The organism is Gemella sp. 27098_8_149 (assembly GCF_041433745.1).
Taxonomy (GTDB): Bacteria; Bacillota; Bacilli; order Staphylococcales; family Gemellaceae; genus Gemella.
In genome coordinates this window covers 1-21,395 of the sequence record NZ_JAPWCB010000005.1, presented here as the reverse complement: position 1 = coordinate 21,395, position 21,395 = coordinate 1, and the positions used below count along the sequence as shown (strand labels likewise).

At 34.1% G+C, this 21,395-nt stretch carries 38 protein-coding genes; all 38 read left to right on the top strand.

Annotated features, from left to right (window positions below):
* The first annotated feature begins 143 nt into the window (after positions 1-143).
* The 38 genes from tadA to rplQ all read left to right on the top strand — a co-directional run bounded on the left by tadA (position 144) and on the right by rplQ (position 21,116).
* Positions 144-608: a tRNA adenosine(34) deaminase TadA gene (gene tadA, locus O3801_RS03615; protein WP_371454073.1), complete on the top strand. Its 465-nt coding sequence runs from the start codon at positions 144-146 to the stop codon at positions 606-608.
* A gap of 278 nt (positions 609-886) precedes the next feature.
* Entirely contained in the window at positions 887-1,702 is an 816-nt protein-coding gene (locus O3801_RS03610; protein ID WP_371454072.1) for a methyltransferase domain-containing protein, read from the top strand.
* Between the two features lie 42 nt (positions 1,703-1,744).
* Positions 1,745-2,023 carry a hypothetical protein gene (locus O3801_RS03605; protein ID WP_371454071.1) on the top strand — a complete coding sequence of 93 codons (279 nt, stop codon included), beginning with the start codon at positions 1,745-1,747 and terminating at the stop codon, positions 2,021-2,023.
* A gap of 70 nt (positions 2,024-2,093) precedes the next feature.
* Complete coding sequence (locus tag O3801_RS03600) at positions 2,094-3,143, top strand: competence protein CoiA (protein WP_371454070.1); 1,050 nt, start codon at positions 2,094-2,096, stop codon at positions 3,141-3,143.
* Positions 3,144-3,155: 12 nt separating this feature from the next.
* Positions 3,156-4,046, top strand: coding sequence for a DNA-processing protein DprA (gene dprA, locus O3801_RS03595; RefSeq protein ID WP_371454069.1), 891 nt, complete (start codon positions 3,156-3,158; stop codon positions 4,044-4,046).
* Between the two features lie 26 nt (positions 4,047-4,072).
* A complete protein-coding gene (locus O3801_RS03590) occupies positions 4,073-4,747 on the top strand; it encodes a hypothetical protein (RefSeq protein WP_371454068.1) in 675 nt (224 codons plus the stop codon).
* Between the two features lie 254 nt (positions 4,748-5,001).
* Positions 5,002-5,652 (top strand): nitroreductase family protein, encoded by a 651-nt coding sequence (locus O3801_RS03585; RefSeq protein WP_371454067.1) that lies wholly within the window; start codon positions 5,002-5,004, stop codon positions 5,650-5,652.
* A gap of 164 nt (positions 5,653-5,816) precedes the next feature.
* Positions 5,817-6,482 (top strand): HAD family hydrolase, encoded by a 666-nt coding sequence (locus O3801_RS03580; protein WP_371454066.1) that lies wholly within the window; start codon positions 5,817-5,819, stop codon positions 6,480-6,482.
* A gap of 78 nt (positions 6,483-6,560) precedes the next feature.
* Positions 6,561-6,947 (top strand): OsmC family protein, encoded by a 387-nt coding sequence (locus O3801_RS03575; RefSeq protein WP_314395699.1) that lies wholly within the window; start codon positions 6,561-6,563, stop codon positions 6,945-6,947.
* Positions 6,948-7,292: 345 nt separating this feature from the next.
* Positions 7,293-7,601, top strand: a complete 309-nt coding sequence (gene rpsJ / locus O3801_RS03570; RefSeq protein WP_003147624.1) for a 30S ribosomal protein S10 — start codon at positions 7,293-7,295, stop codon at positions 7,599-7,601.
* A 19-nt stretch (positions 7,602-7,620) separates the two neighbouring features.
* The gene (gene rplC, locus O3801_RS03565; protein ID WP_003144195.1) at positions 7,621-8,283 is read left to right on the top strand and encodes a 50S ribosomal protein L3; all 663 of its coding nucleotides are present in this window, start codon (positions 7,621-7,623) and stop codon (positions 8,281-8,283) included.
* A gap of 32 nt (positions 8,284-8,315) precedes the next feature.
* Positions 8,316-8,939, top strand: a complete 624-nt coding sequence (gene rplD, locus O3801_RS03560) for a 50S ribosomal protein L4 (protein WP_048802796.1) — start codon at positions 8,316-8,318, stop codon at positions 8,937-8,939.
* Positions 8,939-9,220: a 50S ribosomal protein L23 gene (gene rplW, locus O3801_RS03555; protein WP_003144216.1), complete on the top strand. Its 282-nt coding sequence runs from the start codon at positions 8,939-8,941 to the stop codon at positions 9,218-9,220. Before rplD ends, rplW begins: the two co-directional genes overlap by 1 nt.
* 35 nt (positions 9,221-9,255) lie before the next feature.
* Positions 9,256-10,086, top strand: a complete 831-nt coding sequence (gene rplB, locus O3801_RS03550) for a 50S ribosomal protein L2 (RefSeq protein ID WP_294683200.1) — start codon at positions 9,256-9,258, stop codon at positions 10,084-10,086.
* 87 nt (positions 10,087-10,173) lie between these two features.
* Complete coding sequence (gene rpsS, locus O3801_RS03545; RefSeq protein WP_003144310.1) at positions 10,174-10,452, top strand: 30S ribosomal protein S19; 279 nt, start codon at positions 10,174-10,176, stop codon at positions 10,450-10,452.
* A gap of 33 nt (positions 10,453-10,485) precedes the next feature.
* Positions 10,486-10,821 carry a 50S ribosomal protein L22 gene (gene rplV / locus O3801_RS03540; protein WP_003144105.1) on the top strand — a complete coding sequence of 112 codons (336 nt, stop codon included), beginning with the start codon at positions 10,486-10,488 and terminating at the stop codon, positions 10,819-10,821.
* A 51-nt stretch (positions 10,822-10,872) separates the two neighbouring features.
* The gene (gene rpsC / locus O3801_RS03535) at positions 10,873-11,526 is read left to right on the top strand and encodes a 30S ribosomal protein S3 (RefSeq protein ID WP_003144348.1); all 654 of its coding nucleotides are present in this window, start codon (positions 10,873-10,875) and stop codon (positions 11,524-11,526) included.
* 3 nt (positions 11,527-11,529) lie between these two features.
* A complete protein-coding gene (rplP, locus tag O3801_RS03530; protein ID WP_003144099.1) occupies positions 11,530-11,955 on the top strand; it encodes a 50S ribosomal protein L16 in 426 nt (141 codons plus the stop codon).
* Positions 11,955-12,164, top strand: a complete 210-nt coding sequence (rpmC, locus tag O3801_RS03525) for a 50S ribosomal protein L29 (RefSeq protein WP_003144404.1) — start codon at positions 11,955-11,957, stop codon at positions 12,162-12,164. Before rplP ends, rpmC begins: the two co-directional genes overlap by 1 nt.
* Before the next feature lie 14 nt (positions 12,165-12,178).
* Positions 12,179-12,442, top strand: a complete 264-nt coding sequence (gene rpsQ, locus O3801_RS03520; protein ID WP_003144356.1) for a 30S ribosomal protein S17 — start codon at positions 12,179-12,181, stop codon at positions 12,440-12,442.
* Between the two features lie 39 nt (positions 12,443-12,481).
* On the top strand, positions 12,482-12,850 hold the full coding sequence (gene rplN / locus O3801_RS03515) for a 50S ribosomal protein L14 (RefSeq protein WP_003144098.1): 369 nt from the start codon (positions 12,482-12,484) through the stop codon (positions 12,848-12,850).
* A gap of 36 nt (positions 12,851-12,886) precedes the next feature.
* Complete coding sequence (rplX, locus tag O3801_RS03510; protein ID WP_003144415.1) at positions 12,887-13,192, top strand: 50S ribosomal protein L24; 306 nt, start codon at positions 12,887-12,889, stop codon at positions 13,190-13,192.
* Positions 13,193-13,223: 31 nt separating this feature from the next.
* Complete coding sequence (rplE, locus tag O3801_RS03505; RefSeq protein WP_003144426.1) at positions 13,224-13,763, top strand: 50S ribosomal protein L5; 540 nt, start codon at positions 13,224-13,226, stop codon at positions 13,761-13,763.
* Positions 13,764-13,784: 21 nt separating this feature from the next.
* Positions 13,785-14,054, top strand: a complete 270-nt coding sequence (rpsN, locus tag O3801_RS03500; protein WP_003144337.1) for a 30S ribosomal protein S14 — start codon at positions 13,785-13,787, stop codon at positions 14,052-14,054.
* Between the two features lie 32 nt (positions 14,055-14,086).
* Positions 14,087-14,482: a 30S ribosomal protein S8 gene (rpsH, locus tag O3801_RS03495; protein ID WP_060914795.1), complete on the top strand. Its 396-nt coding sequence runs from the start codon at positions 14,087-14,089 to the stop codon at positions 14,480-14,482.
* A gap of 23 nt (positions 14,483-14,505) precedes the next feature.
* Positions 14,506-15,042 (top strand): 50S ribosomal protein L6, encoded by a 537-nt coding sequence (gene rplF / locus O3801_RS03490; protein ID WP_294683201.1) that lies wholly within the window; start codon positions 14,506-14,508, stop codon positions 15,040-15,042.
* A 27-nt stretch (positions 15,043-15,069) separates the two neighbouring features.
* The gene (rplR, locus tag O3801_RS03485; protein WP_003147634.1) at positions 15,070-15,426 is read left to right on the top strand and encodes a 50S ribosomal protein L18; all 357 of its coding nucleotides are present in this window, start codon (positions 15,070-15,072) and stop codon (positions 15,424-15,426) included.
* Between the two features lie 19 nt (positions 15,427-15,445).
* Positions 15,446-15,943: a 30S ribosomal protein S5 gene (rpsE, locus tag O3801_RS03480; RefSeq protein WP_003144191.1), complete on the top strand. Its 498-nt coding sequence runs from the start codon at positions 15,446-15,448 to the stop codon at positions 15,941-15,943.
* Between the two features lie 16 nt (positions 15,944-15,959).
* Complete coding sequence (rpmD, locus tag O3801_RS03475) at positions 15,960-16,136, top strand: 50S ribosomal protein L30 (RefSeq protein WP_003144406.1); 177 nt, start codon at positions 15,960-15,962, stop codon at positions 16,134-16,136.
* 31 nt (positions 16,137-16,167) lie between these two features.
* A complete protein-coding gene (gene rplO, locus O3801_RS03470) occupies positions 16,168-16,608 on the top strand; it encodes a 50S ribosomal protein L15 (protein ID WP_003147635.1) in 441 nt (146 codons plus the stop codon).
* Positions 16,609-16,611: 3 nt separating this feature from the next.
* Complete coding sequence (gene secY, locus O3801_RS03465) at positions 16,612-17,916, top strand: preprotein translocase subunit SecY (RefSeq protein ID WP_294683203.1); 1,305 nt, start codon at positions 16,612-16,614, stop codon at positions 17,914-17,916.
* 5 nt (positions 17,917-17,921) lie between these two features.
* A complete protein-coding gene (locus O3801_RS03460) occupies positions 17,922-18,575 on the top strand; it encodes an adenylate kinase (protein WP_294683240.1) in 654 nt (217 codons plus the stop codon).
* 15 nt (positions 18,576-18,590) lie between these two features.
* Positions 18,591-18,806, top strand: a complete 216-nt coding sequence (infA, locus tag O3801_RS03455; RefSeq protein ID WP_003144387.1) for a translation initiation factor IF-1 — start codon at positions 18,591-18,593, stop codon at positions 18,804-18,806.
* A gap of 26 nt (positions 18,807-18,832) precedes the next feature.
* Entirely contained in the window at positions 18,833-18,946 is a 114-nt protein-coding gene (gene rpmJ, locus O3801_RS03450; protein WP_003144208.1) for a 50S ribosomal protein L36, read from the top strand.
* Between the two features lie 22 nt (positions 18,947-18,968).
* Complete coding sequence (rpsM, locus tag O3801_RS03445) at positions 18,969-19,334, top strand: 30S ribosomal protein S13 (RefSeq protein WP_060914797.1); 366 nt, start codon at positions 18,969-18,971, stop codon at positions 19,332-19,334.
* 25 nt (positions 19,335-19,359) lie between these two features.
* On the top strand, positions 19,360-19,749 hold the full coding sequence (rpsK, locus tag O3801_RS03440; protein WP_003144405.1) for a 30S ribosomal protein S11: 390 nt from the start codon (positions 19,360-19,362) through the stop codon (positions 19,747-19,749).
* A 35-nt stretch (positions 19,750-19,784) separates the two neighbouring features.
* Entirely contained in the window at positions 19,785-20,726 is a 942-nt protein-coding gene (locus O3801_RS03435) for a DNA-directed RNA polymerase subunit alpha (protein WP_003144079.1), read from the top strand.
* Positions 20,727-20,747: 21 nt separating this feature from the next.
* Positions 20,748-21,116: a 50S ribosomal protein L17 gene (gene rplQ, locus O3801_RS03430; RefSeq protein WP_003144119.1), complete on the top strand. Its 369-nt coding sequence runs from the start codon at positions 20,748-20,750 to the stop codon at positions 21,114-21,116.
* The last annotated feature ends 279 nt before the right edge of the window (positions 21,117-21,395 follow it).

Here is a 21,395-nt window from a genome sequence, read left to right as displayed (position 1 = left end):
GAGTGATCTGAAAATCGTGATTTTGGAGAAATCAATTTTTGGGTCACTCCTTTTTAATTGTTATATGCAACTTACCATCCCTATTAATTTCTAAATATGATATAATAAGATGAAAAAAAGTATTTGTGGAAGGATGTAGTGGTGTGAAAGGTCATTCTTATTATATGGAGTTGGCGTTAGAAGAAGCGCGGAGAGCGTACTCTAAAGGAGAAGTTCCGATTGGAGCTGTGTTGGTTATTGATGATAAGGTTGTCGCAAAGGCTCATAATACTCGTGAAGAAAATCAACAGGCATTAAATCATGCGGAAATGCTAGTTATTAAAGAAGGTTGTGAAAAACAAGGTTTTTGGAGGCTTGATAATAGTTACTTATATACTACGGTAGAGCCGTGTGTTATGTGTAGTGGGGCAATTGTTCAAGCTAGAGTTGAAAATGTTATTTATGGAGCGAGTGATCCTAAATACGGTTGCTGCGGAAGTTGTATTGATTTAGTAGGTGAAAACAAATTTAATCACCAAGCTAAGGTTATCTCTGGGGTGCTTGAAGAAGAGTGCTCTATGCTAATGAAGAACTTTTTTAAAGAGTTAAGAGAGAAGAAAAAGAAATAATACTTTAATATATTCATAAAGCTTAAAATGATAAAATCTCAACTATGAAATAATAAAAAATATTAATATATAAATATAATGACGATAAAAACATTCTGTAGGAAACTGTCGTCATTTTTTATTTAAAAATAGTGGAATGAAATCGGTAATTAGCTAATAAAAATAAAGTTTAGAAGAAAACTGAAAAAGATGAAATTTTCTAATATTTTAGCTGTATTTTGCTACCAATATTTTAAAAAATTTGATACAATAAACTTAGAAAGTATAGAGGCGTTTTAATGAAGATAGAGAATGTAATAAAGAAGTTTAATCAAGAAAAAATATACCTTTGTCCAAAGTGTTTATCAGAATCTTGTATAGAGAATATTAGCTTGGTTTGTAGTAATAATCATCGTTATGATTTTTCTAAAAAAGGATATATCCATTTAATAAATAATTATAAGCCTACAAAATATAGTGAAGAGTTGTTTATAGCTCGTAGTGAAGTTTTTGGTAATGATTTTTATGTGAATGTTTTAAAAAATATCCAAAATTTAGTTGAAAAATATGCTAGAGATATTGTGCTGGATATCGGGTGTGGAGAAGGTTATTACATCAAGAAGTTAAAGACGGTATTTCCTGAGAAATATTTTTATGGTCTAGATAATAGCAAGGACGCGATAGAGTTAGCTGTTAGAGAGGATAAGTTAAATCCGTACATGGTCGCTAACTTAGCTAATCTCCCGTTTAAAGATGGTAGTGTTTCGTGCATCTTGAACATATTAACACCAGCGAATTATGAAGAATTTTTCAGAGTGCTTGGAGATGAAGGATATTTGATTAAGGTTATTCCGAATGCTAATTATCTAAGAGAAATTAGAGAATTGATCGGTGGTAAGGAATATACGAATAGTGATACTGTGAGTTTGATCGAGGAGAATTGTACTATCGTGGAGAGGATAACGGTGAGTGATACATTTGAATTAACACAGGCTCAAGCAGCGAGTTTTCTAAAAATGACACCTTTAACATTTTCTAAAGTTATCACAGATGCTGATATAGATAAACTAAAAGAAATTACGATAGATTTGGAGCTTTTAGTTTGTAAAAGGTAATATAAGTTTAATAAAGGGGAAAATTATGAAGGAGGAGATATTATGAACGCAAGTAAATACGATCATGTAGTAGAGGTAAAAAAACATGCGAAGGTACCTTGGTATAAAAGATGTCTTGACTTTTCGTTAGAAGAGGATATGGACTTTATGCAAGGGATGTATGACAGACAGAAAAACTTTTACTTATGTAAGAAAGGTAGTAAGATTTACTTAGTAGACAGTGATAATCATGAAAATGAGATTACGTGGATGGATCTTACGAATTTTATAGAAGTAGAAGTAGATGATTCTGTTTATAGAAAATATAGGTATCTAAAGTAAATTGACAATTGAATAAGAGGTGTTAGAAGTAGTTTGAAAGTGTAGTACAGAAAAAAAGAGGAGAAACATTATGTACGTAGCATACGATAGTAAAGACGAAGTTTTTAATGCATTGGATAAGGATATAGAAAAAAATAAGGAGTATCACTGTCCGATATGTGGGGGGAAAGTAATTTTCAAAAAGGGAGTGAAGATTCAATCACATTTTGCTCATGCTAAAAATTGTTCTTGTGAGTTTGAAACTTATAAGAAGGAGAGTAGTGAGCATTTAGAAGCGAAGAAAGATCTTTACGAGCATTTCAGAAAAAAATATCGTAATGTGGAAGTCGAACATATTTTTAAAACAGGGGAAAGAAATGATATTCAAATAGCTGATGTATTTATTAAAGATAATAGCATTGCTTTTGAGTATCAAAGATCAGTTATTCCTTTTGACCTTATTAAAGCTAGAACGAGAGGGTATATGAGGGCTGGCTTAAAGCTAATTTGGTTAATTGATACAAACAAATTTATAAAAGAATTAAAAAGTTACGATGGTATAAGTTATATTAGATATTCGCCATTTGTGGATAATTTTTTGAATTATTATCAAGGGAAAGTATTCTTCTACGGTTGGGATAATATAAACAAAAGATTTGAATTCTATCAAATCTGGGCTCATAATCTAAAAAAACGAAATGCTGTTTGTATAAAAACTTCATTAAGTATTGATGAGTTTGATGTACCACTTGATTTAAAACTACTGGACAAAGATTTAACGTCGAAATTATATCCATCAGATGTTGAGAATTATGTCTATGAACAAATTAAGTTTGATAAGACTGTGAAAAATAAAGTTTTAAGCATGTTTTATAATCAACATATAGAGTTGAATAATATTCCTGAAGTAATTGGTGTTAACATGTTAGAGCAGGTGCTTATTAGAACGCCGCTTGTCTATTGGCAAGGATTAATGTATAGATTTTATAAAGAAGGTAAAAGTTATTCTGAACTTATAAGAATAATGAGTAATATTATAGAATTTAAAGATAGTATTTATATAAATAATATTCAACAAGGGGAAATTTTCTTAAAAGTATTCAAAACTTATTATACTTTGTTAGTAGAAAATGACAAGTAAGAGGATAAAGCTATGTGGGAGTATAGTGGAAATTTTACAGAAGAACAAAAAAGAGTGCTACTTTCATTAGTAGCAATTGAGAAGGTTACTACTCTTAAATTACATAGGGTATTTAATGATTTAAATGGTATAGAGAAGATTTTAGATTTATCTATACCAGAGTTAGCTGTATATTTTGGAAGTAATGCTGAGGAAATCTATACCAAACTTCATAATAATATGGAGTTTGATTTCGAGAGTTATTTTGAATTTTATAATGTGAAGTATATGTTTTGTGATGATATTTATTATCCTAAGGAGCTTTTTAGGGTTTATGATTATCCGTACGTTATCTTTTATAGAGGTAACAAGGATCTGCTGTTGTTTAGGAGAAAAATCTCTATAGTAGGTAGTAGAAATAATACTTCATATTCAAAAGAAGCTCTCGAGAGTATAATACCGTATTTAACGATGAATAATTTTGTGATAGTAAGTGGTCTTGCTACAGGTGTTGATAGCCTTGCTCATGAGGGAGCTTTAAAAAGTAAAGGGTACACTATTGGTGTAATAGCTCATGGGCACAACATTATTTATCCGGAACAAAGTTATAAGCTCTATAAGGAGCTAGAACGAAACCATCTTATTATATCTGAGTATTTTCCAACTTCGCCTATAAGAAAATATAAGTTTTTAGAACGAAATAGGATTGTCGCTGGTCTTTCTAGTGCTTTATTAGTAACTGAGGCAGCGAAAAGGAGTGGTACACAGAGAACGGTGGATTTCGCCCTAGATGTAGGTTCTGATGTATTCTGCCTACCGGGGAAATTTGGCGATAAGATGAGTTATGCAATGAACGAGTACATTAAAGAGGGGGCGATACTTGTAAATAAATTAGAGGATTTTGGTGACGAATTAGGATTTTAGTATAGATATTTGAAAGGATGATTACTATGACAGATATCTTGTTTATTAATCCACTAGGTTGGGATAGATGTATTTGGGCGAGAGTCTTAGAAAATATACCAGACCAAACCTTTGATTTTATTGAATTTACCGAAGAGAGTTTTAAATCTATATCAAAAAAAGAAATTGAGCAGGTACTATTAAATAAAATGACACAAGTAAAAAGAGGAGGTTATATTGTAACTGCTTCTTATGGTACGGTCGTTTTACTTAACGGTTTAGAGATTTTTAGTGAATACCTTGATGGCGTTAATTTAATCATCATCGAGGGCTTAGAACCTATACCTCCTGAATCGGTGTTAAAAACATATTTTGAACCAGAGATAAAGTTCACTAGTAAAGAAGAATATCTATCAAAGACACTTAGTGTAGAAGAGATGAGGGATGAGTTTTTAGTGGAGTTAATTCTTAAAAAACTCATAAAAGAAGGTAGTGAATATATGGTAAGGCCGAGCTCGCAAACAGAGTATGATTATTTATCTTTGTATGCGGGGGTAGATAATTTAGAACTATTAAAAAGAAGTAGGACTGTGTTTAATAAAGTTTCAGTTTTTTCTTACTTCAAGTTAATAGGGATGAATTATACGCAAATAGAGGAGTCAGATCATCTTCTTATGGTAACTAAACCACAGATGATCTTGGATATATTATTAGGGAAATAGAGAATTATGATAAATTTTATAATGGAAAATTCGATTATGTGTAAAAGGAACACATTATCATTACGATATAAAATTATTGATTAAAGCAAGTAGCTGATTGAAATACTATTAGCTACTTGTTTAATTTTTATATTGCAAGTTGTATTAGTTGATAGAAATTATCAAGTATAGTATAATTTACAAGTTGTTTAAAATCAGAAGGTAATTTTATATAGAGAATATAAGAAGAAAAAATTTGTAGAAGGAGAAGATAAGTGAGAAACTTTTTTAATGCACTATTAGGTAAGAAAAGTCCAGAGTTTTTTGAAGTGATAAAAGGAAGAAAATCAGTTAAGTATTTTGATGCTGATGTTAAAATTAAACGTGAAGAAATTATAGAGATGTTAGATGAAGCAAATATTGCTCCTTCATCTTGTAACTTACAACCTTGGAGATATATCGTTGTAGATACTCCGGAAGGAAAAGAGAAGTTAGGTAGTGCTAACTACAATAAAATTCAAAATGACACTTCTGCAGCGATGATTATCGTACTAGGAGATTTGAACTACTATAATAAGTTTGATGAGATATATGGGGAAGCTGTAGAAAAAGGTTATATGACTCAAGAAGTCAAAGATGGCTTTGAAAAAGGTATGGTCCCTCAATTAGAAAAAATCCCAGTTGATAAAAGTAGAGAAGGTGTTTACTTTGATTGCGGATTATGGACGATGCAATTTACTAATATAGCTTATGCTAAGGGGTATGACACTAATATTATTGGTGGATTTATGAGAGATAAAGTAGCTGAACTATTTGAGTTAGAAGAAAACTTAGTGCCTGTGATGCTAATCGCATTAGGTAAAAAAGAAAAAGATGGAAGACCGTCTGTAAGAATTAAGGCTGAAAAATTAGTAAGATTTGAATAATATAATGGTACTTTTTCTATAAATATCAAAAATATAAAAAGGAGCAACTATGTGAAATTTGAAGTTTCAGTTTCAAAGTTGCTCTTTATTTCGTCCAAATCATTTTGAATTTTAGGAAATACATTATAAAATAGTAAATATATGTATAAAAAAGGAGAAATAAAGTGGAAAAATTAGAAGCGGTAATATTTGATTTTGATGGAACTATTGTAGACACAGAGAAAGTGTACTATGAAAATATGAGAGATCTAACTAAAGAGGTACTAGGTCAAAAACTTGATAAGATGGATTACATTCAAAATGTTTCTGGAACGAATGAAGAAACAAGTAAAAGATATTATAAAGAAAAATATGGTATGTCGAGTGAAGATTATGATGATTTCGAAGCGGAGATTACAAAGCGTATTCTAGATAATTATCATAATGCTCCAGTATTACCAGGAATTGCAGAACTTATGGAATATCTGTATAACAAAGGAATTAAGATGGCAGTTGCATCAAATGGGAAGAGAGAGCATATAGAAACTGGGCTACAAAGAAAAGGTTTTGAGAAATATATTTCTGCTATTACAACAAAAGCGGAAGTAAGTAATCCGAAACCTGCTCCAGATATTTATTTGCTAGCTGCTGAGAAGTTAGGTGCAAACATAAATAATTCTATAGCTATAGAAGACTCACGTCCAGGTGCTTTAGGGGCAGTAGCCTCAGGAGCAACATTAATCCTACAAACAAATGATATTACAAAACATATGGACTTCACAGGAGTGGATTATAAATATAAAGATGTAGATTTAGTTGAAACAATTAAAGAAATTGTTGAGAATAAATAGTATACAAAAACTAATCAGAGGAGTATAATAAAATTATTAAGAGAAATCTTAAAATCGAATATACAAAGGGAGACAGTTATGTATACGTCTAATTTAAAAATTAAAGAAGGATTTACTTCACATGCAACTACACCGCTTGGTGGAGAATATAAAATGTTTATAGAAGAAAGTAAAGATGGTCCAATGGATCTATTTGCTACAGCATACAATGGATGCATTAGTATGTGTGCAAAAGGATATTTCTTCAGAGCATACGAATTAGTAGATTTAGTAATTGAAACTGAATTGGTTGTTGATTACGATAATAGAAAAATTGTAGCTAATGTTCATGTAGATAGAACAGAAGAGCAACTAGCTTCTGGAGATAGACAAGGTGTACTAGATAATATTAAACTACGTTGTAAAGTATCTCACTTATTATCTTCTGATTTAGAAATACAATATAATATTTTACCGTTAAAATAAAATAAATAAATGAAAAACTTAGGGTCAAAAAACTCTAAGTTTTTTTATTTTTGGTGAAGAAAATAAATTATTTCTTCTATATAATATAGATTATTTTAGCAAGAGAAAAATGAATAAAAAAATAGAAAACATATTCATAAATTTTTTTAAAATTTTTTCGTCAAAACTCTTGCATTATATGCTTTAACCATGTATAATAATAAATGTTGGTCTTGCAAAAGACTTGCGTTGAAGCGAAAGGTTACTGACACGCCCGGCCGCTTTGCCATGGCATGGCGTGCTGGAGAACTTTCGTGGAGAAGTCGCTACTAGATAGCGGCGAATAAATGTATAGGAGGAGAAATGATGGCAAAACAAAAAATTCGTATTCGTCTTAAAGGATATGATCACAGATTAGTAGATCAAAGTGCAGAGAAAATTGTTGAAACTGCAAAACGTTCTGGAGCAAAAGTTTCTGGACCAATTCCATTACCAACGGAAAAAGCAGTATACACAATCTTACGTTCAGTTCACATTTACAAAGATAGCCGTGAACAATTCGAACAACGTACACACAAACGCCTAATCGATATTATTGAACCAACACAAAAAACAGTTGACGCTTTAATCAGCTTAAACTTACCATCAGGTGTTGACATCGAATTAAAATTATAATTATAGGAGGTGACTTTCGATGACCAAAGGTATCTTAGGAAGAAAAGTAGGTATGACTCAAATCTTCGCTGAAAATGGAGAATTAATTCCAGTAACAGTAGTTGAAGCGAAAGGTAACGTCGTATTACAAAAGAAAACAGAAGAAGTTGAAGGATACAACGCAATCCAATTAGGATTCGACGACAAACGCCCTTACGATAAAGAACGTAAAGACCGTTTAGTAAAAGTTGCGAACAAACCTGAACAAGGTCACGCAGATAAAGCAAACACTGCTCCAAAACGTTTCGTACGCGAAATCAGAGATGCAGAAGTTGCTAATTATGAAGTAGGTCAAGAAGTCCAAGTTGATATTTTTGCAGCAGGGGACTTAGTTGACGTAACAGGAGTAAGTAAAGGTAAAGGATTCCAAGGGGCAATCAAGCGTCATGGACAAAGCCGCGGACCAATGGCTCACGGTTCTCGTTACCACCGTCGTCCTGGGTCAATGGGACCTGTAGCACCTAACCGTGTATTTAAAGGTAAAGCATTACCAGGTCAAATGGGTGGAGTTACAGTTACTACTCAAAACTTAGAAATCGTAAGCGTAGATGTAGAAAATGGATTAATCCTAGTTAAAGGATGTATTCCAGGATCTAAGAAAAGCTTCGTAAAAATCCAATCAGCAGTTAAATCTGGTAAATAATCGGAAAATATACGGAAGGAGGAAATTAGATAATGCCACAATTAGATTTATTTAAACAAGACGGTACTAAAGTTGGTGCAGTTGAAGCTAATGAAGCAGTATTCGGAATTGAACCAAATCAACACGTTTTATTCCAAGCTGTAACTTTACAAAGAGCATCACTTCGTCAAGGTACACACAAAACAAAAGGACGTTCTGAAGTTTCAGGTGGTGGTCGCAAACCATGGCGTCAAAAAGGAACAGGTCGTGCTCGTCAAGGATCTATCCGTTCACCACAATGGCGTGGAGGTGGAATTGTATTCGGACCTACACCACGTAGCTACAGCTTCAAAATGCCTCGTAAAATGCGTCGTTTAGCATTACGTTCTGCTTTATCTTCTAAAGTAGCAGCTAACGAAGTATTTGCATTAGAAAGCTTATCATTTGATACAATTAAAACTAAAAACTTTAAAGAAATGTTATCAAACCTTAGCCTAGAGAAAAAAGTATTATTCGTAGTTACTGAACTAGAAGAAAATACTGTTTTATCAGGAAGAAATATTCCAGGAGTTGAATTCGTAGAAACAACTGGTCTTAACGTATTAGACATCTTAGGAAGCAACAAAGTTGTATTCACTAAAGATGCAGTAGAAAAAGTTGGGGAGGTATTAGCATAATGGAAGCACGCGATATTATCAAACGCCCAGTACTAACTGAAAAAAGTTATTTATTAATGCAAGAAAATAAATACACTTTCCTAGTAGACACACGCGCTCACAAAACTCAAATTAAACAAGCTATCGAAGAAATCTTCGGAGTTAAAGTTGAGAAAGTAAACGTAATGAACTACAAACCAAAATTCCGTCGTGTTGGAAGATACGGTGGTTACACTAACAAACGTAGAAAAGCTATCGTTAAGTTAGCAGAAGGACAAACAATCGAAGGATTATTCGCTTAAGAATAACAAATACCATTAAGGAGGAAAAATGACAAATGGCAATTAAAGTATATAAAGCTATAACTAACGGTCGTCGTAACATGACGTCATTAGATTTCGCGGAAATTACAACTAACAAACCAGAAAAGTCATTATTAGCGCCGCTACCGAAAAAAGCGGGAAGAAATAACCAAGGTAAAATCACTGTTCGTCACCACGGTGGAGGACACAAGAAACAATACCGTATTATTGACTTCAAGAGAAATAAAGACAACGTACCAGCAAAAGTTGCTACTATCGAGTACGATCCAAACCGTTCAGCGAACATCGCTCTATTACACTATGTAGATGGAGAAAAAAGATACATCATCGCTCCTAAAGAACTTAAAGTAGGACAAATCGTAGTATCTGGTGAAACTGCTGATATTAAAGTTGGTAATGCATTACCACTAGCAAATATCCCTGTAGGGACATTAATTCACAACATCGAACTTAAACCTGGTAAAGGTGGACAATTAGTACGTTCTGCTGGAGCAAGTGCTCAAGTACTTGGTAAAGAAGGTAAATACGTATTAGTACGTCTTAAATCAGGAGAAGTAAGAATGATCTTAGCAACTTGCCGTGCTACAATCGGTGAAGTTGGTAACGAACAACACGGACTAGTAAATATCGGTAAAGCCGGTAGAACTCGTTGGTTAGGTAAAAGACCAACTGTACGTGGATCTGTTATGAACCCGAACGATCACCCACACGGTGGTGGTGAAGGACGTACTTCAATCGGACGTAAATCACCAATGTCACCATGGGGTAAACCTACTCTTGGTAAGAAAACTCGTTCTAAAAAAGCTCGTTCAAACAAATTTATCGTACGTGCTAGAACTAAATAATAAATTTAAACAAAGGTTAGTTGGTGAGGAGCAAGTGCTCTTTACCAAAGCCTTAAGTATGCAAAGTATCGGAAAGGAGATAACACAATGGCTCGTAGTTTAAAAAAAGGACCATTCGCTGATCACCACTTATTAGCAAAAGTTGAAAAAATGAACGAACAAGAAAAGAAACAAGTAATTAAAACTTGGTCTCGTCGTTCAACAATCTTCCCAACATTCATAGGACTTACTTTTGCAGTATATGACGGAAGAAAACATGTACCTGTATATGTGACTGAAGATATGGTAGGACACAAATTAGGTGAGTTTGCACCAACAAGAACTTACAAAGGTCACGTTGCAGACGACAGAAAAACAAGAAGATAATTTAGAAATTAGTAAAATCAAGGAGGCACATTCATGGAGTCAAAAGCAATCGCTAAGACAGTCCGCATCGCTCCTCGTAAAGTAAGACTAGTATTAGACTTAGTACGTGGGAAAAAAGTGGGCGAAGCATTAGGAATTTTAGAATTCACAACTAAATCAGCTTCTTTACCAGTAGCTAAAGTTATTAAATCAGCTGCTGCTAACGCTGAACACAACTATGGAATGAATGTAGAAGACTTAGTAGTATCACAAGCATTTGCAAATGAAGGACCAACTCTTAAAAGATTCCGTCCAAGAGCAAAAGGTGCTGCAAGTTCAATCAACAAAAGAACAAGTCACATCACTATCGTTTTAAGTGATAACAAATAATAAAAATTAAGAAATTATAAAAGCTAAACTAGTTAAAGGAGGCTACAAACTGTGGGTCAAAAAGTACATCCAATAGGCTTACGTGTTGGAGTTATTCGTGATTGGGATTCAAAATGGTATGCGGAGAAAGATTTCGCTGCTAACTTACACGAAGATTTCAAAATCCGTGAGTTCATCAGTAAACAATTAAAAGACGCTTCAGTTTCTAAAGTAGAAATTGAAAGATTTGATAAGAAAGTAAACATTTCAGTACACACTGGTAAACCAGGTATGGTTATCGGTAAAGGTGGTTCTGAAATCGATAAATTAAGATTAGAATTAAACAAATTAACTGGAAAAAGAGTACACATTAATGTAGTTGAAATCAAAAAAGTTGATATCGACGCTAAATTAGTAGCTGAAAACATTGCTCGTCAATTAGAAGCTCGTGTATCATTCCGTCGTGCTCAAAAACAAGCTATCCAAAGAGCTATGAGAGCAGGAGCTAAAGGAATTAAAACTCAAGTATCAGGACGTCTTGGTGGAGCAGATATCGCTCGTGCAGAACACTACTCAGAAGGTTCAGTGCCACTACACACATTAAGAGCAGACATCGACTACGCTCACGAAGAAGCAGATACTACATATGGTAAACTTGGAGTTAAAGTTTGGATTAACCGTGGTGAAGTATTACCAACTAGAAAATCTGAAAAAGGAGGTAACTAATTTATGTTAATGCCTAAACGTGTTAAATATCGTCGTCAACACAGACAATCAACAAAAGGTAAATCTAAAGGCGGAAACGTAGTAGATTTCGGTGAATTTGGATTACAAGCTACTACTGCAGCAAGAGTTACTTCTCGTCAAATAGAAGCTGCTCGTATAGCGATGACTCGTTATATGAAACGTGGTGGTAAAGTTTGGATTAAGATCTTCCCTCACATGCCTTACACTAAAAAACCATTAGAAGTTCGTATGGGATCTGGTAAAGGTGCAGTAGAAGGATGGGTTGCAATCGTTAAACCAGGTAGAGTGATGTTCGAAGTTGCTGGAGTAAGTGAAGAAGTTGCACGTGAAGCTCTAAGACTTGCATCTCACAAGTTACCTGTTAAATGTAAATTTGTAAAACGTGAAGAAACAGGTGGTGAAGCATAATGAAAACAAATGAATTCAAATCAATGATTAGAGAATTAACTTCACAAGAGTTAGAAACAAAAATCAAAGAATTAAAAGAAGAGCTTTTCAACTTACGCTTCCAATTGGCAACTGGTCAATTAGAAAATACAGCTCGTATTAGTCAAGTTAGAAAATCAATCGCTCGTATGAAAACTGTTATTCGCGAAAGAGAATTAGCGAATAAATAATATAGGAGGCAAACATGACTGAGAGAAATGATAGAAAAGTTTACGTTGGAAAAGTAGTTTCTGATAAAATGGACAAAACAATCACAGTTTTAGTAGAAACTTACAAAAAACACCCTCTATACGGTAAACGTGTTAAATATTCTAAAAAATTCAAAGCACATGATGAAAACAATGTTGCTAAATTAAATGATATCGTTAAAATAATGGAAACTCGTCCATTATCTGCAACTAAAAACTTCCGTTTAGTAGAAGTAGTAGAAGAAGCAGTTATAATCTAATAAAACTAGGATAAACCCTAAGAAGGAGGCAAAAAGCGCATGATTCAACAAGAAACACGCTTAAAAGTGGCTGATAACTCAGGAGCAAAAGAAGTTTTAACAATTAAAGTTCTAGGTGGTTCAGGACGCAAAGTTGCTAACATTGGTGACGTAATTGTATGTTCTGTTAAAAAAGCAACACCAGGTGGAGTTGTTAAAAAAGGTGAAGTAGTTAAAGCCGTAATCGTTCGTACAAAAACAGGAGCTCGTCGTAACGACGGTTCATATATTAAATTTGATGAAAATGCTTGTGTAATTATCCGTGATGATAAGAGCCCACGTGGTACACGTATTTTCGGACCAGTTGCTCGTGAATTAAGAGACGGTAACTACATGAAAATCGTATCACTAGCTCCAGAAGTATTATAATATAAAAAGTACAGTAAAGAAGGAGGTTAACAAGAAATGTTCATTAAAAAAGGTGATAAAGTTGTAGTAATTACTGGTAAAGACAAAGGTAAAGTTGGTACAGTAATCGAAGCTCAACCTAAAAAAGATCGTGTTGTTGTAGAAGGTGTTAACATCATTAAAAAACACGTTAAGAATTCTCAAGATGCACCTCAAGGTGGAATCGTTGAAAAAGAAGCAGCAATTCACGTATCAAACGTAATGTTACAAGATCCTGAAACTGGAAAAGCGACAAGAGTACGTTTCGAAACAAAAGATGGTAAGAAAGTACGTATCGCAGTAAAATCAGGAAAAGAAATATAATAATAGTTGAAGAAAGGAGGCACTATTTTAGATGGCTCGTTTAGAAGATAAATTTAAATCTGAGATAACAAAAGAATTAATGACAAAATTTGAGTACAGCAGTGTAATGCAAGTACCAAAAATTGAAAAAATCGTAATTAACATGGGTGTAGGTGATGCTGTGCAAAACTCTAAAGCCCTAGACAACGCAGTAGCAGAATTAGCTTTAATTTCTGGTCAAAAACCATTAGTAACAAGAGCTAAAAAATCAATCGCTACTTACAGACTTCGTGAAGGTATGCCTATCGGGGCTAAAGTTACTTTACGTGGAGAAAGAATGTATGAATTCTTCGATAAATTAGTAACTGTAGCACTTCCACGTGTACGTGACTTCCACGGTGTTTCTAAAAAAGCATTCGATGGTCGTGGTAACTACACACTAGGTGTTAAAGAACAATTAATTTTCCCTGAAATTGATTACGATAAAGTAAGTAAAGTACGTGGTATGGACATCGTTATAGTAACTACAGCTAACACTGATGAAGAAGCTCGTGAGTTATTAACACAATGTGGAATGCCATTCGCAAAATAAGAAAGGTGAGGTAAAAGACACATGGCTAAAAAAGCAATGGTAGAGCGTGAATTAAAACGCCAAAAATTAGTTGACAAGTATGCAGCTAAAAGAGCGGAATTAAAAGCTAAAGGTGATTACATCGGACTTAGCAAACTTCCAAAAAACTCAGCTCCAGCTCGTCTACACAATCGTTGTAGCATTACTGGACGTCCTCACGGATACATTGGAAAATTTGGAATCAGCCGTATTAAATTCCGTGAATTAGCTTACAAAGGACAAATTCCTGGAGTTAAAAAAGCAAGTTGGTAATATATTAGTAGAAGAAAGGAGGATTTATCCTAATGACAATGACAGATCCTATCGCAGATATGCTAACACGTATTCGTAATGCTAACATGGTTAAACACGAAACATTAGAATTACCTGCGTCAAATATTAAAAAGCAAATTGCAGAAATCTTAAAACAAGAAGGTTTCATTAAAGATGTAGAATACATCGAAGACAACAAACAAGGAAAACTTAAACTTACTCTTAAATACTCAAAAGGTGAAAGAGTAATTAAAGGAATTAAAAGAATTTCAAAACCTGGTTTACGTGTATACGCTAAAGCAGATGAACTGCCAAGAGTATTAAACGGACTAGGAATAGCAATCGTATCAACTTCAACTGGAGTTGTAACTGATAAAGTTGCTCGTAAAAATAACACAGGTGGAGAAGTATTAGCTTACATCTGGTAATATTATAAGGAGGTGCCAATTAAATGTCACGTATAGGTAATAAAGTTATTACAGTACCTGCAGGGGTTGAAGTTAACATCGTTGATAACTTCGCAACAGTTAAAGGACCTAAAGGTGAATTAAAACAACAATTTGATAAAGACATGACTTTCAACATTGAAGGAAGTGAAATCACAGTAGTACGTCCATCTGACTCTAAACGTCACCGTACAGTACACGGAACAACTCGTGCTATCTTAGCAAACATGGTTGAAGGTGTATCAACTGGATTCAAAAAAGAACTTGAATTAATCGGGGTTGGATACCGTGCTCAAATGCAAGGTAAAAAATTAGTACTAAGTGTTGGATACTCTCACCCAGTTGAATTCGAAGAAATCGATGGAATTAAATTAGGTGTTGAAGGAAACACTAAAGTTAGTATCGAAGGTATTAACAAAGAAGTAGTAGGACAATATGCAGCTAAAGTTCGTGCAGTACGTCCTCCAGAACCTTATAAAGGTAAAGGTATTCGCTACGTTGGTGAATATGTTCGCCGTAAAGAAGGAAAAACTGGTAAATAATAGATAACAGAAAGGAGTGTTTCAAATATGATTACGAAACTTGATAAAAATAAAGTTCGTAAAAAAAGACACGCAAGAGTACGTGTTAAAGTTCAAGGAACTACAGAAGTTCCACGTTTAAACGTATACCGTTCAAACACAAACATTTACGCACAAATTATTGATGACACTAAAGGTGTTACATTAGCATCAGCTTCTTCATTAAAACTTGAAAACGTTTCTAAATCAAGTGTAGAAGCAGCTAAAGAAGTTGGAAAATTAATCGCAGAAGTAGCTAAAACTAAAGGAATTGAAAAAGTTGTTTTCGACCGTGGAGGATACCTATATCACGGACGTGTTAAAGCATTAGCTGAAGCAGCACGTGAAAACGGACTTGTATTCTAATAAGGAGGGAAATAAGTAGATGCGTCAAGAAGAAATCAAAAAAGAATTTGAAGAACGCGTAGTTGCCATTCGCCGTGTAGCTAAAGTTGTTAAAGGTGGACGTCGTTTCCGTTTCTCTGCTTTAGTAGTTGTTGGTGACAAAAATGGTCGCGTAGGATTTGGTACAGGTAAAGCTCAAGAAGTACCAGATGCAATCAGAAAAGCAGTTGAAGCTGCTAAACATAACTTAATTACTGTACCAGTAGTTAATGGAACAATACCTCACGAAATCATCGGACAATTTGGAGCAGGTTCAGTATTAATTAAACCAGCTGCACCTGGTACAGGGGTTATCGCTGGTGGACCAGTTCGTGCCGTATTAGAATTATCAGGTATTTCAAATATCTTATCAAAATCTCTAGGTTCAAACACACCAGTTAACATGGTTCGTGCTACAATCGAAGGATTAACAAGATTACAAACAGTAGAACACGTAGCAGCTTTACGTGGTAAATCTGTGGAAGAATTATTAGGATAAGAGGAGGGAAAAGAACATGACATTAAAAGTAACCCTAACTCGTAGTACTATTGGTCGTCCAAAGAATCAAAGAAAAGTTGTTGAAGCTCTTGGTCTTAAAAAAATGCACCAAACAGTAGAACACAAAGATAACGCTGCGATTCGTGGAATGATCAACAAAGTTTCACACTTAGTAACAGTAGAAGAAAAATAAGAATTATTAATACAAGGAGGTGCTAGTCTAAATGAAATTACATGAATTACAACCAGTTGAAGGTTCTCGTAAAGAGCGTAACAGAGTAGGTCGTGGGATTGGATCAGGAAATGGTAAAACTTCAGGACGTGGTCAAAAAGGACAAAAAGCACGTAGTGGTGGTGGAGTTCGCCCAGGATTTGAAGGTGGACAAAACCCATTATTCAGACGTATTCCAAAACGTGGATTTAACAATGTAAACAGAAAAGAATTTGCAGTTGTAAATCTTAACGACTTAAATAAATTTGAAGATGGTACTGTAGTATCACCTGCTCTATTATTAGAAACTAAAGTTATTAAAAAAGAACTTTCAGGTGTTAAAGTATTAGCTAACGGTAAATTAGAGAAAAAATTAACTGTACAAGCTCACAAATTCTCATCTTCAGCAAAAGAAGCTATCGAAGCAGCTGGAGGAGTTTGCGAGGTGCTATAATATATGTTTAGTGCATCACTAAATCTATTTAAAGTTAAAGAAACTCGTAACAAAATTTTATTTACCTTATTTGGTATATTCCTATTCCGTATCGGTTCTTACTTACCGATACCTGGAGTAGATGCAGATGTTCTTAAAAGTCAAGATGCATCTGGACTATTCGGAATATTTAATACATTTGCAGGAGGGGCTTTACAACAGTTTTCTGTATTCGCTATGGGTATCATGCCATACATTACAGCATCTATCGTAATTCAACTTATGCAAATGGATGTTATTCCTACATTAACTGAGTGGTCAAAACAAGGTGAAGTAGGACATAAGAAAACACAAAAATTAACAAGAGTCTTAGCTATTGTCTTAGCATTTATCCAATCGCTTATTATGTCTTATGGATTTAATAATGCTTACCAAGGATTAATTAAAGACACATCAGTTATAGGATTCATAACAGTAGCTTTAGTATTAACTGCTGGTACAGCGTTATTACTATGGCTAGGGGATCAGATATCACAATATGGTGTAGGTAATGGTGTCTCTATCATTATCTTAGCGGGTATTATCGCTCGTTTACCAATGGAATTCATTCAAGTATATGAATCTCAAATTAAAGATGCTGAAAACCTTGCATTAGCAATTTTAAAAATTGTTATTGTAGCAATCATTGTTATAGGAATTGTTGCTGCTGTTGTTTACATGCAAGAAGCAATTCGTAAAATTCCTATTCAATACTCTCAAGCGAGAGCAGGTCGTAGAATGTTAGGAGCAAGATCAACTTACTTGCCTCTTAAAGTGAACAGTGCCGGGGTTATCCCAGTAATCTTCGCTATCGCATTCTTACAATTACCTAGAACTATTGCGATATTCGCACCTAATAACGAAAAGTTACAAAAAATTGTATCATATTTCGATTTCAGTCATGTTCTAGGATTAACATTATACGTAGTATTAATTATTGCGTTCTGTTACTTCTATGTAATGGTGCAAGTTAACCCAGAAAAAATGGCTGATAATTTAAGAAAACAAGGAAGTTTTGTTCCAGGGGTTAGACCAGGTAAAAAAACTGAACAATACATTACAGGTATTTTATACAGACTAACGTTTGTAGGTTCAATATTCCTAGCAGCTGTTTCGGTTCTTCCAACAATATTCACAAGCATTGCTAAATTACCAGCATCTGTTCAAATTGGTGGTACAAGTTTAATAATTGTTGTCAGTGTAGCGCTAGAGACAGTTAAACAACTTAATACTCAATTAACAGAGAAGAACTATAGAAGTTTCATTACAGGACGAAAAGGTGGTAAATAATCATGATGAATATTATTTTAATGGGATTACCAGGAGCGGGTAAAGGTACTCAAGCAGAGCAAATTAAAGCGAATTATCCAATTCCGCATATTTCTACTGGAGATATGTTTAGAGCTGCTATTAAAAATGAGACTCCGCTTGGAAAAGAAGCAAAAAGTTATATTGATAAAGGACAACTTGTTCCTGACAGTGTAACTATAGGATTAGTTGAAGAAAGATTGAATCAAGAAGATGCAAAAGAAGGCTTTTTACTTGACGGTTTTCCAAGAACAGTAGAACAAGCTGAAGCCCTTGATCAAATTTTAGCAAAAACTAATAGAAAAATCGATAAAGTACTAAATATCGATGTAGATCCAGCTATTCTGTTACCTCGTTTAACAGGTAGAAGAATCTGTAAACAATGTGGAAACACTTATCACTTACTTTTCAACCCTACAAAAGTTGAAGGTGTTTGTGATAATGATGGTGGTGAACTATACCAAAGAAGTGATGACAACGAAGAAACAGTTGCTAATCGCTTAGAAGTTAACATTAAACAAACAAAACCTCTTTTAGACTTCTACAGTCAAAAAGAAGGCGTAGTTGAAAATGTTAATGGTGACCAAGACATCAAAGTAGTTTTCCAAGACGTACAAAATATATTAGACAAACTGAAATAGTCAGGGAGGAAAAGTATGGCAAAAGATGTCATTGAAGTAGAAGGTTTAGTAGTAGAAAACTTGCCGAATGCAATGTTTAAAGTAGAATTAGAAAATGGTCATATTATTTTAGCTCATGTTTCTGGAAAAATCAGAATGAATTATATAAGAATTTTACCAGGTGATAAAGTTACAGTAGAAATGAGTCCGTATGACCTGACAAAAGGTAGAATAACTTATAGATTCAAGTAAGTTATAAACTCAAGGAGGAAATAACGATGAAAGTAAGACCATCAGTAAAAAAAATCTGTGACAAATGTAAAGTAATTCGTCGTGGTGGTAAAGTATTAGTGATTTGCGAAAACGCAAAACATAAACAAAAACAAGGATAATTAATTAGGAGGTGCAAACTTAATGGCACGTATAGCAGGAGTAGATATTCCACGTGAAAAACGCGTTGTTATATCTCTAACTTATGTATATGGTATAGGTTTAAAAACTTCTCAAAAAATCTTAAAAGAAGCTGGAGTTTCTGAAGATGTGAGAGTTAAAGACTTATCAGAAGATCAATTAGATAAAATTCGTGAAATCGTAGATAACTACAAAACAGAAGGTGACTTACGTCGTGAAGTTTCATTAAACATCAAACGTCTAATGGAAATCGGATGTTACAGAGGAATTCGTCACCGTCGTGGACTTCCAGTAAGAGGGCAAAACACTAAAAACAACTCTCGTACTCGTAAAGGTCCTAAGAAAACAGTTGCGAACAAGAAAAAATAATTAGGATAGGAGGAGAAACACAACTATGGCTCGTAAACAACAATCACGTAAACGTCGTGTGAAAAAAAATATACAAAATGGTGTTGCACACATTCGTTCTACATTCAACAACTCAATCGTAACAATTACAGATGAACATGGTAATGCAGTATCATGGTCAAGTGCAGGAGCACTAGGATTCAAAGGTTCTAGAAAATCTACTCCATTCGCAGCACAAATGGCAAGTGAAGCAGCAGCTAAACAAGCTATGGAACACGGAATGAAATATGTAGATGTAACAGTTAAAGGTCCAGGTGCAGGACGTGAAGCAGCTATTCGTGCATTACAATCTGCTGGATTAGAAGTTACATCAATCAAAGACGTAACTCCAGTTCCTCACAATGGATGTCGCCCACCTAAACGTCGTCGTGTATAATAATAACATAGACAAAATTTAGGAGGTTTAACATAATGTTAGCAATAGAAAAACCAAAAATTCAAATCATTGAAGAATCATCAGATAAAAGATTTGGTCGCTTTGTAGTTGAGCCACTTGAACGTGGTTATGGAACTACATTAGGTAATTCATTGAGAAGAATGTTAATCTCATCATTACCAGGAGCAGCAGCAAGAAGCATCGATATTGAAGGAGTTCAACACGAATTCCAAGCAATTAAAGGTGTTGTAGAAGATGTTACTGAAATCATTATGAACGTTAAGAACATTGCGTTTGTAGTTCATTCTGAAGAAGAAAAACAAGTATCAATCAGTGTTAAAGGTCCTGCAGTTGTAACAGCAGCAGACATCGCTATCGATTCAGATATCGAAGTAGTAAATACTGATCAACACATTGCAACAGTATCTGAAGGTGGACAATTTGAAATGATTATTTACGTTGGAAAAGGACGTGGATTTGTACCAGCTGATGGAAACAAAAAGCGTGACTTACCAATCGGAGTTATTCCAATCGATTCAATTTACACACCAGTATCAAAAGTTAACTATACAGTAGAAAAAACTAGGGTAGGACAAAGCACTGACTTTGATAAACTTATCTTAGACGTTACTACTAATGGTTCAATTACAGCTAACGACGCTTTAGCATTAGCATCTAAAATTCTAATCTCGCACTTAGAATTATTTATGGAAATGTCTGAAGAAGCAAAAGCTGCTGAAATATTGGTAGCTAAAGAAGAAGATAATAAAGTTCAAATGTTAGAAATGACAATTGAAGAATTAGACTTATCAGTACGTAGTTACAACTGCTTAAAACGTGCAGGAATTAACACAGTACAAGAATTAGCTAACAAAACAGAACAAGAAATGATTAAAGTAAGAAACTTAGGTCGTAAATCTCTAGAAGAAGTTAAAATTAAACTTCAAGAGTTAGAACTAGGATTCAAAGAAGAATAATACTAACAAGGAGGCACACTAATGGGTTACAGAAAATTAGGACGTACATCAGCTCACCGTAAAGCGATGTTAAGAAACTTAGTAACTGCTCTACTAGTACACGGTAGAATTGAAACAACTGTTACAAGAGCGAAAGAAGTTCGTTCATTAGCAGAAAAAATGATTACATTAGGTAAAAAAGGTGATCTAGCAGCAAGACGTAATGCAGCTAAATTCATCCAACCTGTTGCAGTAGCAACTGAAGAAGGTAAGAGTCAATTAGCTCTTAAAAAATTATTTGAAGAAGTAGCACCTAAATATGCTGACCGTAACGGTGGATACACTCGTATTCTACGTGTTGGACCACGTAAAGGTGATGGTGCAGAAACAGCTATTATAGAATTAGTTTAATAAAAATTTTTCATACAACAATAACATACTACATACACACACAACTAAACAACACATACAACAAGAATTTAAACTAATTTTTTTGGCAAAAGAGTGCTTGAAATGCGTAGGAAAAGGCTACGTCGTCTAGCTCTAATGTATCCTAGCATATCGCTAGGATACCCTTTTGTCCCTTTAAAAATTAAATCTAATTATACTTTAAAAGATTACCAGGCAAGGTAGTCTTTTTTTGCTTTGTACGTTTGGATTTCTAGTGCCAAAGGCACGACGAAATCCTTA